This window comes from Streptomyces sp. NPDC058221 (genome assembly GCF_042882365.1).
Classification (GTDB): Bacteria; Actinomycetota; Actinomycetes; order Streptomycetales; family Streptomycetaceae; genus Streptomyces.
This window is the reverse complement of the sequence record NZ_JBHVWF010000183.1, coordinates 1-14048: the sequence shown is the minus strand read 5'-3', so window position 1 is coordinate 14048 and position 14048 is coordinate 1. Positions and strand designations below refer to the sequence as shown.

At 68.7% G+C, this 14048-nt stretch carries 8 protein-coding genes; 3 read left to right on the top strand and 5 right to left on the bottom strand.

The window, feature by feature from the left end; genetic code table 11:
* On the bottom strand, positions 1 to 1036 hold a 1036-nt coding region (locus ACFVW8_RS34900), incomplete at its 3' end, for an LCP family protein (protein ID WP_389697268.1).
* 303 nt (positions 1037 to 1339) lie between these two features.
* Here ACFVW8_RS34900 and ACFVW8_RS34895 point away from each other — a divergent pair.
* The 3 genes from ACFVW8_RS34895 to ACFVW8_RS34885 all read left to right on the top strand — a co-directional run bounded on the left by ACFVW8_RS34895 (position 1340) and on the right by ACFVW8_RS34885 (position 8014).
* Positions 1340 to 2422, top strand: coding sequence for a hypothetical protein (locus tag ACFVW8_RS34895; protein ID WP_389697266.1), 1083 nt, complete (start codon positions 1340 to 1342; stop codon positions 2420 to 2422).
* A 322-nt stretch (positions 2423 to 2744) separates the two neighbouring features.
* Positions 2745 to 6518 (top strand): CDP-glycerol glycerophosphotransferase family protein, encoded by a 3774-nt coding sequence (locus tag ACFVW8_RS34890; RefSeq protein WP_389697264.1) that lies wholly within the window; start codon positions 2745 to 2747, stop codon positions 6516 to 6518.
* 50 nt (positions 6519 to 6568) lie between these two features.
* A complete protein-coding gene (locus tag ACFVW8_RS34885) occupies positions 6569 to 8014 on the top strand; it encodes a hypothetical protein (protein ID WP_389697262.1) in 1446 nt (481 codons plus the stop codon).
* A gap of 46 nt (positions 8015 to 8060) precedes the next feature.
* Here ACFVW8_RS34885 and ACFVW8_RS34880 read toward each other — a convergent pair whose 3' ends face one another.
* The 4 genes from ACFVW8_RS34880 to ACFVW8_RS34865 form a co-directional block, all read right to left on the bottom strand.
* On the bottom strand, positions 8061 to 8933 hold the full coding sequence (locus tag ACFVW8_RS34880) for an endonuclease/exonuclease/phosphatase family protein (protein ID WP_389697260.1): 873 nt from the start codon (positions 8931 to 8933) through the stop codon (positions 8061 to 8063).
* Positions 8934 to 9045: 112 nt separating this feature from the next.
* The gene (locus tag ACFVW8_RS34875; RefSeq protein WP_389697258.1) at positions 9046 to 11175 is read right to left on the bottom strand and encodes a 3-hydroxyacyl-CoA dehydrogenase NAD-binding domain-containing protein; all 2130 of its coding nucleotides are present in this window, start codon (positions 11173 to 11175) and stop codon (positions 9046 to 9048) included.
* Complete coding sequence (locus ACFVW8_RS34870; protein ID WP_389697256.1) at positions 11172 to 12398, bottom strand: thiolase family protein; 1227 nt, start codon at positions 12396 to 12398, stop codon at positions 11172 to 11174. The genes ACFVW8_RS34875 and ACFVW8_RS34870 overlap by 4 nt, the downstream gene beginning before the upstream one ends.
* 243 nt (positions 12399 to 12641) lie before the next feature.
* Positions 12642 to 13916, bottom strand: a complete 1275-nt coding sequence (locus tag ACFVW8_RS34865) for an HRDC domain-containing protein (RefSeq protein ID WP_389697254.1) — start codon at positions 13914 to 13916, stop codon at positions 12642 to 12644.
* Positions 13917 to 14048 lie beyond the last annotated feature (132 nt).

Genomic DNA, 14048 nt, shown 5'->3' with positions numbered 1-14048 from the left:
GCTTCCAGAGGGTCTTGGCCTGCGGCTGCGCGGCCACGACCCGGTTCGGGTCGGCCTTGTCGTAGGCGACGGGGAGCATGATGGTCTCCATCGAGCCGGGGTCCACGCCGTTCATCGAACGGGCGAATTCCGTCAGCGACTTGAGGGAGGCCAGGCTCTCGTCCGTGGTGAGGGACTTGGTGGCCGAGTTCGCGATCTTGAAGGCGCTGGTCGGACTGCCCAGCAGGTCCTGGGACTTCACCTCGCTCAGGAGCGCGAGCATGAACTGCTGCTGGAGGCCGATGCGGCCGAGGTCGCTGCCGTCGCCGATGCCGTGGCGGGTACGGACGTAGGAGAGGGACTCGGTGCCGTTGAGCCTGTGCTTCCCGGCAGTGAGGTCGAGACCGGATGACTTGTCGTGGATGTCCTGGGGGACGTCGACGGTGACGCCGCCGATGGCGTCGACGAGACCCTTGAACCCGGCGAAGTTGATCTCCAGGTAGTGGTCGATGCGGACGCCGGACATCTTCTCGACGGTCTTGACGACGCAGGCCGGACCCACCTGGGAGTAGACCGAGTTGAACATCACGCGGTTCGCGGAGCCGATCGCCGACCCGTCGGACTTGGTGCACTCGGGCCGGGTGACGAGGGTGTCGCGCGGTATGGACACGGCGACGGCCTTGGTGCGGCCCTCGGGGATGTGGACGACCATGGCGGTGTCGGAGCGGGCTCCGCTGATGCTGCCGCCGCCGCCGAGTTCCTTGTTCTCCGCGCCCGCCCGGGAGTCGGAGCCCAGGACGAGGAGGTTCTGCCCGCTGGTGGGGAGCTTCTCGGGGCGGTCGTCGCCGAGCGCCTTGTTGATGTCGACGCCCTTGATGTTCCCGTCGAGCCGGCTGTAGAGCCAGTAGGCTGTTCCGCCCGCGGCAATCACGAGTACCAGGACCGACAGCAGCACGGCCCGCCGTATTCGCTGACCCCGTGTTCGCACGCGTTTGCGCCCGCGGCGCGGGTTGTCCGGGGAACTCCGGTGGTCAGGGGCGATGGCGTCTTGGCTCATCCTGAGTGAGTCCTCACAACTTGTGGCCTGGTCAGGGCGCAGGTGATGGGGGTGGGACTCGGGTGGGGGGTGAAGCCGGTCCGCGTCGTCCTGGGATGAGCACTATAGACAGTCGATCTGGTGTACGTACGAGGTCTGCAGCACGACTGTGACAGTTCGGACACGGGCCGGAGGCGGGAACGGGCGCGAATCGTACGCTGGTGAGCCCCGGAATACCCGTCCGTACAGGGGCTTAGGATGTAACGGATTCGAATTGTTGCGCGAGTTGTCGAATGTCAGTTCTGGAAAGGTAATCGCAGACTCATGCTCGGACAGGATGCCCGCGCGACCTCGAAGGTTGCCCCCGAGGCCCAAGCGCTCCACGGCATCTGGCTCACCCGTGGCAAGGACGGCAGGCTCACCGCGTACGTGCCCGGCGACGGCGGGCTCCGCCGCTGGACGGAGACACGTCCGGGCGGTCCGGAATGGGACGCTCCCGATGTGGTGCCGCTGCCGGAACTGACGCACCTTTCCGTGACACAGAACGCCGAGGCCTACGTCCACTTCGCCGGCCGGCGCGAGCGGCCCTCCGTCGAGGGAGACGGTGTCACCGTCGACATCGTGCACGCGATCCAGTACCAGACAGGCCGTCCGCTCTCGGCTTGGAACTCTCTGGGGAACCCCCACAAGGAAGCCGATGTGGGCAGCCGGTTCGGTGACCCCGTCGTCGTGGTGAACGCCTCGGGCGAGGTGCACGTCGCCGCGCACAACGGGCGCGGCGGCATGATGGTGCGCCGCGAGCGCAAGGACGGCAAGTGGCGCGGCTGGGAGGACTTGCGCTGCACGCGCATCAAGGAGGTCCCCGCCGTGGTCGCCCTCAGCTCCGGCTGTCTGGAGATCTTCGCGGCGACGGACAAGGGAACGCTGTACTGGCAGCAGGAGAAGCCCGGCGGCGGCTGGGGCGAGGTCCAGCGCTCTCGCCTCGCGGTGAGACCGGGGTCGCTGGCCGTGCTGGAGACGTCCCCCGGCCGCGCGACGTACTTCTGGACCGACCCCGCGGGCGGCGTCGTCGCCTATCGCGCCGACGGCTGGCCGATGGCGCTCGGCGGCACCCCGGGCGACGGCGGGCACTCGGTGATCCGCACGCATCTGGACGGGTTCGACTGCACGGTGCTGGCGCACCGAGGGGTGGACGGCACGGCTGTCGTCGGCGTCGGGGTGACCGAGAACGAGGCCAACGGTCTGTGGTGGTCGGACACCGGCGCACCGTGCCTCGGCACGCCGGCCCTCACGCACGATGTGCACGGTCGGCTGGTGATGGCCCTCGTCGGCACGGACGGAGTGCCGCGGGTGGCCCGCCAGACGGGCGGGCCCGGGCTCGGGTTCGACGAATGGCGAGCGCTCTGACCGGCGTCCGGCAGTACTGAGGGCATCGAATACCGACAGGCGACCCGTCCGCATGGTTGTGCATTGCGTGAAGTGATGTGAATCACCCGTGCCGGAGCGGTGCAACTCTGTACTGAGGGCCCCAATTCACGCATTGACATCCTTTATTCTTCACTTAAGATTCACCTCTGGCGCAAAGGCTTCGAAGCTGACCCAAAAGTGATCGACCGGAGTCCGTTCCTGCCTTCGAAGCCGCCATGGGCCGAGCGAGTGCAGTGCGCAAGGTCGGAAGCTTGAGTGGTGGCCCAGGTGCTCACTACTGCCTCGAAGTGGAGTGTGAAGCATGGCCGGTGGGCCGCGCCTGAGCGTGATCGTGCCCTTCCAGGATGTTGAGACGTACCTGACGGAGTGCCTGGAGTCCATCGCACGACAGACCTTCCGCGACTTCGAAGTGATCATGGTCGATGACGGGTCGACCGACCGGTCCACCGAGCTGGCGCAGGGGTTCTGCGACGACGATCCACGCTTCAAGCTGCTGCGCCAGGAGTCCCACGGTCCCGGGCACGCCCGCAACACCGGACTCAGGGCGATGCACCCCGAGGGCGAGTTCCTGGTCTTCGCGGACGGTGACGACGTCATTCCCGAGTACGCCTACGAGCTGCTCATCCGCACGCTCTCGGAGTCGGGTTCGGACTTCGTCTCCGGCAATGTCCAGATGATGAACTCCACCACGAAGTGGCAGTCCCCGCTCCACAAGGGGCCCATGCAGAAGGACCGCAAGGGCACTCACATCACGCGCTTCGAAGCGCTGATCTACGACCGCACCGTATGGAACAAGGTATTCCGGCGCAGCTTCTGGGACTACCACTTCATACAGTTCCCCGAGGGCGTTCTCTATGAGGACTCCTGGGTCAATATGTTCGCCCATTTCCGGGCCAAGAAGGTCGATGTCATCACCGACATCGTCTACTTCTGGCGCCGGCGCGACGGCTCGGCAGCCCCGTCCATCACCCAGCGGCACACCGAACTGAGCAACCTCCGCGACCGCGTCGCCGCCGTGCAGTCCGTGAGCCGCTTCCTCGCGCAGCACCGTTCGCGGCTGTTCGTCCAGCACAAGAGGAAGTACGACCTCGCCTGCCTCAAGTCCGACCTGATGCTGCATCTGAAGGTCCTCCCCGACGCCGACGACGAGTACCGGGCCGCGTTCATGTCCTGGGCCAGGGAGTTCCTGGAGGAGGCCGACGAGGGTCTCATCGACGAACTGCCCGCCGACGCACGGGTGAAGTGGCTCCTGGTGCAGGAGGGCAGGCTCGACGAACTGCTCGACGTCATCGCGTTCGAGCGCAAGGGCGGCCCCCTGCCCGTCCGCAGGCGGCTGCGCCGCTACCTGAACTACCCGCACCTGAGCAACAGGAAGACGGGCCTGGACAAGAGCGACTACCGCCTCGACAAGGAGCTCTCGCCCTTCAGCTCGCTGACCGGGGCGCACTGGACCGGCGAATCGCTGACGCTCACCGGCTCCGCGTACGTGCGCTTCATCAACGTGCACAAGCGGCACATGTCGACCAAGGCCCTGGCGCTGCGGAACAGGAAGAGCGGCAGCAAGGTCATCAACATGGCCCGCACGACGTACTACCCCCAGGCCACCGAGCAGTCCAACCAGAACCGTTACTGCTACGACTGGGCCGGCTTCGAGAGCCGGTTCGACACCACGCGCCTGAAGAAGAAGGGCAGCTGGGTCGAGGGGACCTGGGATGTCGCCGCCGGTGTGTTCAGTCGTGGCCTCTTCCGGTACAAGAGCATCGGGCGCGGCGGCGCCGGTACGGCGGCCAATCCGCCGTACCGCTATGTCGACAAGAACACCCGCATCCTGCCCCTCTTCGTGCAGGGCGGCCTGAAGCTCCGCGTCGAGGTCGTCCGGTGCCGTATCACCAGGCACCGCATCGTGGGCGAGCACCTGGAGCTCGGCGGCGTCTATCTCGCGCCCAAGGTGCCCGAGTGGGGGAAGTTCCGGGTGACCAGCATGAGCGGGGCGGGCCGGCACGACGCCTGGATGACGTTCCAGCCCGGCGGTGAGGGCTGGTGCACCTTCGTCACCCGCATCCCGCTGCGCAGCGTGGTGCCCGGGTCCCGCAGTACCGGCGACATCGCCGTGCCGCAGGCGTGGACGATGGGCAGCAACGGCTGGAAGACGACCGTCCATGTCGAGGGGCGGAAGGCGCCGCTGTACCCGGTGCTTGCCGAGGACGTCGACGACGGGCACTACCGGATGCCGGGCGGGCTCCAGACCGCTCAGGGCGACCGCGAGCTCGTCGTGCACCGCAACGGCTCCGGCTATGTGGTGCTCTTCGAGCGTGCCGCTCTGCCGATCCTCGTCGACGGATGCTGGCGGGAGGACGGTTCGCTGGAGCTGATCGCCGACTACGCGGGCGCCGATCTGCTGACCCCCGCGGAACAGATATCGGCCCACCTCGTGGTGCGGTCCCGTGCCCACGGAGCCGAACGGGCCGTTCCGGTCCTCTGGTCCGGCAATCAGTTCCGCACCCTGATGTCGCCGGCCGCGATGAAGACGCTCGCAGGGGACATTCCGCTCGCCGCCGGCCGCTGGGACTTCTTCCTGCGACGCCAGGACCCCTCCGCCGTCGCTCCGGACGAGCGCTCACCGGACCTCATGATCAAGCTCCAGCAGCGCCTCATCCCCACCATGCCGCAGGAGCTGCAGAAGGGCGGCCGCGGATACGAACTCCAGGCCGAGGCGTACGACCGGCTCTCGATGCTCGTCCAGTCCGCCATGCCGGAGAACGCCCGGGGCCCCTACCGGCAGAAGCAGCTGCGCACGAAGGCCTACCCGCAGGCCCGGCGGACGCCGGTGCGGCAGGCCGTGCTCTTCGACGCCTTCAAGGGCACCCAGTACTCGGACAGCCCGCGAGCCGTCCATGAGGAGATGGTCCGGCGCGGGGTGGATCTTGAGCACCTCTGGGTCGTCCGTGACGACCAGGTCGACGTGCCGCCCACGGCCCGGCCGGTGCGCATGTGGTCCCCCGACTGGTACGAGGCGCTTGCGACCTCGCGGTACATCGTCGCCAACAACCACCTCCCGGACTGGTTCGAGAAGCGGTCGGAACAGATCGTCGTCCAGACCTGGCACGGAACACCGCTCAAGCGCATCGGCCACGACATCGAGTCCGTCCACTTCGCCGACCAGCGGTACCTGGAACGTGTCGAGAAGGAAGTGCAGAACTGGGACATGCTGGTTTCGCCCAACAGCTTCTCCACCCCCATTCTCAAGCGTGCCTTCCGCTTCCCCGGCGAAATGGTCGAGTGCGGCTACCCGCGCAATGACATCCTCCGGCGCCCCGGCATGGAGCGCCGTGCTGCGGAGATACGCCGGCGCATCGGGCTGCCCGCGGGAAAGCGCGTCATCATGTACGCCCCCACCTGGCGCGACGACCAGTACTACGCGCCCGGCAAGTACAAGTTCGACTTCCGGATCGACCTCGACGACGCCCGCGCCCGGCTCGGCGACGACTACGTCCTGATGGTGCGCAGGCACCCGAACGTGGTGGACCCGGTCCCCGGTGCCGGGGACGGTTTCGTCTTCGACGTGTCCGACTACCCGGACATGGCGGACCTGTCGCTGATCGCCGACGTGATGATCACGGACTACTCCTCGCTGATGTTCGACTTCGTGAACACGGGGCGTCCGATCCTGTTCTTCACCTACGACCTGGACCACTACCGAGACACCCTGCGGGGCTTCTACTTCGACTTCGAGAGCAGTGCTCCCGGCCCGCTGGTGTACGAGTCGGACGAACTGATCTCGGCGATCGAGGACATCGACCACGTCACGACGATGTACGCCGACCGGTACCGGTGGTTCCAGGAGGAGTTCTGCGACCTCGACGACGGCTACGCCTCGGACCGTCTCACGGACCACATCCTGATCGCCGGAGGTGATCTCGACCCCGCGAGCGTCCAGGTCCGCGCCCGCCCGGCGAAGCCGGCCCGGCCCACCGAGTCCCGTCCCACCGAGTCCCGGCTGCCGAACGCCGGACCCGAATCCGAACCCGAAGCGCAGGCGGTCGTCCGGACGGACCGGGACTCCGCACATGTCTGACCGGTTCACCCACGCTTCCTGCCCTGCAACGAGATTGGACTTTCCGCACCATGCCCAAAGCTGCCGGCAGCCCTCCGATCAGCGGCATCGACGACTCCGGAAAGTATCCGGTCCACTATCGGTTCAGCCACGCGAAGAAGGGAAACCAGCACCTTGTGGTGGTCTTCGCCAACTTCTCCGCACCCGATGAATACGGCTGGTCGAACGGGGTTTTCGACAGCCTGCGGTCCAATATCCTCTGGATCCGGGACCTGTTCGACGGGAAGAACAGCTACTACCTCTGCAAGGGGATGGACTTCGAGCTGGAGAGGTCCGTCATCACGCTCATATCCAACGTGATGAACTCGCTGGGCCTCACCCCGGACCAGTGCACCATGTGGGGCGGATCCAAGGGCGGCAGCGCGGCGCTCCACTTCGGCCTGAAGTACGGCTTCCGGAACATCGTGTCGATCGTTCCCCAGTTCAGGATCGGCACCTACCTGCACACCCAGCCGACCGTGGCCGAGTTCATGATGGGGCAGGTGACGGACGAGAACGTCCATGTCCTCGACAACGTGATCCCGGACCTGGTGCGCGCCGGCGCGAACCGCGCGGCCAACATCTACATGCTCTCCTCGCCGCAGGACGAGCAGTACCCGGTGCAGATCGAGCCCTTCCTCGGTCTGTTCAACGGCTACGAGAACTTCAACTTCATTTTCAGCGACTCGCCCTTCATCTCCGACCACACCGACGTGACCAGGAGAAACGTCCCGATCCTCATGGGGCTCATCAACTTCCTCATCGACGGCATGGCACCCCGGCTCGGCTTCGTCGTCAACGGGAAGGAGCAGCCCGACGCCGACAGGTCGGCCATCGACGGCTATCTCAAGGCGACGCCCCAGGTGCGGACTGCCTTCGCCGCCCCGGAGGTCCACTCCCCGATGTCCGGGGAGCACCTTCACCCGTCGGCCGTGAGGTTCGCCGGATTCGCACCGGGTGCGGTGCGGGTGAGCCTGTGGGAGAACGGGAAGTTCCTGTCGTCGCCCCAGGTGGGGGCGGACGGACGCTGGAGCTGGGACCCGGACCGCACATGGAGTGCCGGCAAGCACGTGGTCCGTCTCTTCGGGGTGGCCCCCGCGGGCTACCACTCCCCACGGGCCGAGGTCGTCTTCACGGTGTCGGATCTGGGCGCCCGGCAGGTTCTGACTCAGCCCGCCGCTCCGGTGCAGCAGCTGCTCGCCCCGGTCGTCTCGGTCCCCGCCCCGGGCCAGCAGGTGTCCGGCCCGGTCATCGGTCTTGCGGGGTACGCGGCGGGTGCGGCCCATGTCGAGTTCGTCGAGGACGGCATGCGCCTCGGCATGGCGCAGGTGGCGCCGGACACCAGCTGGGCGTGGGAGTCGGGCTGGTCCTGGACCGAGGGGACGCACACCGTGGAGTGCCATGCGGTGGACACGGCCGGCAACGAGTCGCAACGGACCGTGGTGACCTTCGGAGTGGTCAACGCCTACGTCTCGTAACGCCTACGTCTCGTAACGCCTACGTCTCGTAGGAGACGTGTCCCTCTCAGCCTTCTTTCACCTGCAGGACCAGTGCCCAGTGGTCCGACGCCCCGGTGTCGAGTACGGAACAGCCGGCCCGCGGCAGAGCGGTGAACAGGTAGTCGACCTTGTGGCCGGTGCGGTGAGTGGCTCTGCCGGTGCGCGACGAGGGCGACGACTGGTCGCACTCCCGATAACGCCGGTAGAGGTCGTGCGGCCAGATCCAGCTGCTCCGCTCCCCGGCCGACGGCGGCGCGCTGTTCAGATCCCCGCCGAACACCGTGCGCCCGTCCGCGGCGTTCACCAGCGCTGCCAGCTGGTCGTCGCGGAACTCCAGCTCCGGACGGGAGGGGTCACCGCCGGGCAGGCTGAGATGGGCGTTGCACACGCGCACGTGCGGGGCGGCGACCACGGCGCAGAGAAGGCCCCGCTGCAGTCCGGTGGCCGGCTGCCGTACGGACGGTTCCACGACGTCCGACAGTGCCGACGGGGCGAGGATCGCGATCCCCGCCGCTCCCTGGCTGTCGGCGGCGCAGCGGGCCGCGGCGCCGCGGCCCCGCGCGTCGAGGCGGCGATAGGCCTGGAAGACGCTGTGCCAGGCCGTTCCCAGCTCCGTCCGTGCCGTGGCGAGGTCACCGGCACAGACCTCCTGGAGCATGACCACCCGGGCGCCTTCCTCCGTGGCCAGCCGCTTCAGCGCCAGGACCTTCTCCTGGCTGCTCCCGGTGTCCTCGCAGTTCCACTGCCGTACGCCGCACATGTTCCAGGTCGCGACCGTGACCCGGCCGGGTGCGGCCTCGGAAGGGGGCGGGGCCGCCCGGGTCGGCCCACAGGCGGCGGACAGCGCGAGGAGCACGGCCAGGACACCGGCCGCCGGCAACCTCGTACGACGCGCCATGAGCCGGTGTCTCCCTCCGTTCCCGGCCTGCGGGCCGGCACCCGGCCGCACAGGACAGGGGCCGTACAGGACATGATCCCGTACGGCCCCTCCGGCGAGTCGGCGAGGCGTACTACGCCGGGACGCTCGCCACGCCCTGCGCCAGGAACGTACGTCCGTTGACCCGCTCGGAGACGCCCTCGCGGTCCAGGTACGGGGTGATGCCGCCCAGGTGGAAGGGCCAGCCCGCGCCGGTGATCAGGCAGAGGTCGATGTCCTGGGCCTCGGCGACGACGCCCTCGTCCAGCATCAGGCCGATCTCCTGGGCCACCGCGTCCAGGACGCGGTCGCGTACCTGCTCCTCGGACAGGACGGAGTCGCCCTGCTTCAGGAGGGCCGCGACCTCCGGGTCCAGCTCCGGCTTGCCGGAGTCGTAGACATAGAAGCCGCGCTTGCCGGCCTTCACGACCGCCGCGAGGTTCTGCGAGACGGTGAAGCGCTCCGGGAAGGCGCGGTTCAGGGTCTCGGAGACGTGCAGACCGATCGCCGGGCCGACCAGCTCCAGCAGCACCAGCGGGGACATCGGCAGGCCGAGCGGCTCGATGGCCTTCTCCGCGACCTCGACCGGGGTGCCCTCGTCGATGACGTTCTGGATCTCGCCCATGAAGCGGGTGAGGATGCGGTTGACGACGAACGCCGGGGCGTCCTTCACCAGGACCGCGGTCTTCTTGAGCTTGCGGGCGACACCGAAGGCCGTGGCCAGCGAGGCATCGTCGGTCTGCTCGCCGCGGACGATCTCCAGCAGCGGGAGGATCGCGACCGGGTTGAAGAAGTGGAAGCCGACGACCCGCTCGGGGTTCTTCAGCTTCGACGCCATCTCGGTGACCGAGAGGGACGAGGTGTTGGTGGCGAGGATCGCGTGTGCCGGGGCGACCGCCTCGACCTCCGCGAACACCTGCTGCTTGACGCCGATCTCCTCGAAGACGGCCTCGATGATGAAGTCGGCGTCGGAGAAGCCCTCCGCCTTGTCCAGCACACCGGAGACCAGGGCCTTGAGGCGGTTGGCCTTGTCCTGGTTGATGCGGCCCTTGCCGAGCAGCTTCTCGATCTCGGCGTGGACATAGCCCACACCCTTGTCGACGCGTGCCTGGTCGATGTCGGTCAGGACGACCGGCACCTCCAGGCGGCGCAGGAACAGCAGGGCGAGCTGCGAGGCCATCAGGCCCGCGCCCACCACACCGACCTTGGTGACCGGACGGGCCAGGGCCTTGTCCGGGGCACCGGCCGGGCGCTTGGCGCGCTTCTGGACCAGGTTGAACGAGTAGATGCCGGAGCGCAGCTCGCCGCCCATGATCAGGTCCGCGAGGGCCTGGTCCTCGGCGTCGAAGCCGGCGGACAGGTCGCCGTCCTTGGCCGCGGCGATGATGTCCAGCGCGCGGTACGCGGCCGGGGCCGCGCCGTGCACCTTGGAGTCGGCGATGGCCTTGCCGCGGGCGACGGCCTGGTCCCAGGCCTCACCGCGGTCGACCGTGGGGCGCTCCACCGAGACCGTGCCGTTCAGCACGTCCGCGGTCCAGATCAGCGACTGCTCAAGGAAGTCCGCACCCTCGAAGAGGGCGTCGGCGATCCCGAGCTCGAAGACCTGCTTGCCTTTGAGCTGGCGGTTCTGGTTGAGCGAGTTCTCGATGATCACCGAGACGGCGCGGTCGGCGCCGATCAGGTTGGGGAGCAGCGCACAGCCGCCCCAGCCGGGGACCAGGCCGAGGAAGACCTCGGGCAGCGAGAACGCGGGCAGCGCCTTGGAGACGGTGCGGTACGAGCAGTGCAGCCCGACCTCGACACCGCCGCCCATGGCCGCGCCGTTGTAGTACGCGAACGTCGGGACCGCGAGGCCGGACAGCCGGCGGAAGACGTCGTGGCCGCCCTTGCCGATGGCGAGCGCGTCCTTGTGCTCCTTGAGCAGCTCGACGCCCTTGAGGTCGGCGCCGACCGCGAAGATGAACGGCTTGCCGGTGATGCCGATGCCGGTGATCGTGCCCTCGGCGGCCTCCTTCTCGACCTGGTCGATCGCGGCGTTCAGGTTCGCCAGCGACTGCGGTCCGAAGGTGGTCGGCTTGGTGTGGTCCAGGCCGTTGTCCAGGGTGATGAGGGCGAAGTTGCCCGCGCCTCCCGGGAGGTCGAGGTGGCGTACGTGCGCCTGGGTGACGACTTCGCCCGGGAACAGCTCGGCCGCACCCTTCAGAAGCTCGGTGGTGGAGCTCACTTGCTGCCTCCGTCTGCGTCGAAGTGCGGGTTCTCCCAGACGACCGTGGCGCCCATGCCGAAGCCGACGCACATGGTGGTGAGGCCGTAGCGGACCTCCGGGTGCTCCTCGAACTGGCGGGCCAGCTGAGTCATCAGCCGGACGCCGGAGGAGGCCAGCGGGTGACCGTAGGCGATGGCGCCGCCGTACTGGTTGACGCGCGCGTCGTCGTCGGCGATGCCGTAGTGCTCCAGGAAGGCGAGCACCTGCACGGCGAACGCCTCGTTGATCTCGAAGAGGCCGATGTCCGAGATGGACAGACCCGCCTTGGCGAGTGCCTTCTCCGTGGCCGGGATCGGGCCGTAGCCCATGACCTCCGGCTCGACGCCCGCGAAGGCGTACGAGACGAGGCGCATCCGGACCGGGAGACCCAGCTCGCGGGCGACGTCCTCGGCGGCGAGCAGCGAGGCGGTGGCACCGTCGTTGAGCCCCGCGGCGTTACCGGCCGTCACGCGGCCGTGGGCGCGGAACGGGGTCTTCAGACCGGCCAGGGACTCCATCGTGGTGCCGGGGCGCATCGGCTCGTCGGCGGTGACCAGGCCCCAGCCCGTCTCACCGGCTTCCGCGTTGGTGCGGCGCACGGAGACCGGCACCAGGTCCTGCTGGATCTTGCCGTTGGCGTACGCCTTGGCGGCCTTCTCCTGCGAACGCACCGCGTACTCGTCGGCGCGCTGCTTGGTGATCGTGGGGTAGCGGTCGTGCAGGTTCTCCGCGGTCATGCCCATGAACAGGGCGGACTCGTCGACCAGCTTCTCCGACACGAAGCGCGGGTTCGGGTCCACGCCCTCGCCCATCGGGTGGCGGCCCATGTGCTCGACGCCACCGGCGACGACGACGTCGTACGCGCCGAAGGCGATGGAGCCGGCCGTCGAGGTGACGGCGGTCAGGGCGCCCGCACACATGCGGTCGATGGAGTAACCGGGAACGGACTGCGGCAGACCGGCCAGGATTCCTGCGGTGCGGCCGAGCGTGAGGCCCTGGTCGCCGATCTGGGTGGTCGCGGCGATGGCGACCTCGTCGATCGATGCGGGGTCCAGGTCCGGGTTGCGGCGCAGCAGCTCCCGGATGGCCTTCACGACGAGATCGTCGGCGCGGGTCTCGTGGTAGATGCCCTTCGGGCCCGCTTTGCCGAACGGGGTGCGGACGCCGTCGACGAAGACGACGTCCCGGATGGTACGAGGCACGGTGGCTCTCCTCCAGGGTGCGGGATGGCACTGCTGCGGGGCGCGCCCGGAAGCGCGCCGCCACCACTCATGCTACTTGCGGGTAACCAGACTGCCCAGTCCCTGTGGCGGGAGCGGCGAAGGTCACATACGCGAAATGGCCCGGACGGCCTCGAAATGAGTCCGTCCGGGCCATGGAACACCCGGGATGTGCGGCCGGGGATCGCGCAACCTGGCGTGAATACGCCCCTGTCCGATGCCTTCTCAGGTCTCCGGAGTCAGTGCGCGGACCAGCAGCGGGGTCACCTGCTCGATCTGCCAGTGCCGTGCCCCGTGTCCGGCGAGGGCGTTCTCCACCGCGTCGGGCGTCGGGTCCTTCGGCGGTTCCCAGCAGACCCGGCGCACGGTGTCCGGCGTGATCAGGTTCTCCTGGGGCATGTGCAGCCGCTCCGCGAGTTCGGACACCGCTGCCCGCGCGGCCGACAGGCGTGCGGCGGCCGCCGGGTCCTTGTCCGCCCAGGCGCGCGGCGGCGGCGGGCCCGTCAGCGGCTGGCCGGGCTGCGGGAGCTCCGTGTCGGGCAGTTCCTTCGCCCGGTCCACGGCGGCCTGCCACTGCTCCAGCTGGCGCCGGCCCATGCGGTGTCCGAAGCCGGGCAGTGCCGTCAGGGCCTGGACGTCGGCGGGGAGGGACAGTGCGGCCTCGACGATCGCGGCGTCGCCGAGCACCTTGCCGGGCGAGATGTCGCGGCGTCTGGCGACCTGGTCGCGGGTGTTCCACAGCTCCCGCACCACCGCCATCTGACGGCGGCGGCGGACCTTGTGCATCCCGGAGGTGCGGCGCCACGGGTCCTGGCGCGGGGGAGCGGGCGGCGCCGCGGCGATGGCGGCGAACTCCTCCTGCGCCCACTCCAGCTTGCCCTGCCGGTCGAGCTCCTCCTCCAGGGCGTTGCGCAGGTCGATCAGCAGCTCGACGTCGAGCGCCGCGTAGCGCAGCCAGGGATCGGGCAGTGGGCGGGTGGACCAGTCGACGGCGGAGTGCCCCTTCTCCAGCGAGTAGCCGAGCACGTTCTCCACCATCGCGCCGAGGCCGACCCGCGGGAATCCCGCCAGCCGTCCGGCCAGCTCGGTGTCGAAGAGCCCGGTGGGCATCATCCCTATCTCGCGCAGACAGGGCAGGTCCTGGGTGGCGGCGTGCAGGATCCACTCGGTGCCGCGCAGCGCCTCGCCCAGACCGGACAGGTCGGGGCAGCCGACCGGGTCGATCAGCGCGCTGCCCGCGCCCTCGCGGCGCAGCTGGACGAGATAGGCGCGCTGCCCGTAGCGGTAGCCGGAGGCGCGCTCGGCATCGACGGCCACCGGTCCGGAGCCCGCGGCGAAGGCCGCGATCACCCCGGCGAGGGCATCGTCGGACGCCACCACCGGTGGAATGCCCTCGCGAGGTTCGAGCAAGGGGATCGGCGCCGGGGCGACGTCGTCCGGGGGGGCGCCCCCGGTGGTTCGCAGTGAAGTGTCTGCTGCGGTCTCTTGGGCGTCGGTCACGTGTCAAGGGTATCTGTGTATGTGCGGCGCCCGGGGAAGGAAAGTTTCGGAGACCGGGGCCGATTCCCGTAAAACACCCGGATACGGAGTTTTTAACACCGGCGGGGTGGGGGGTGAGTGGTTTTTTGCCCT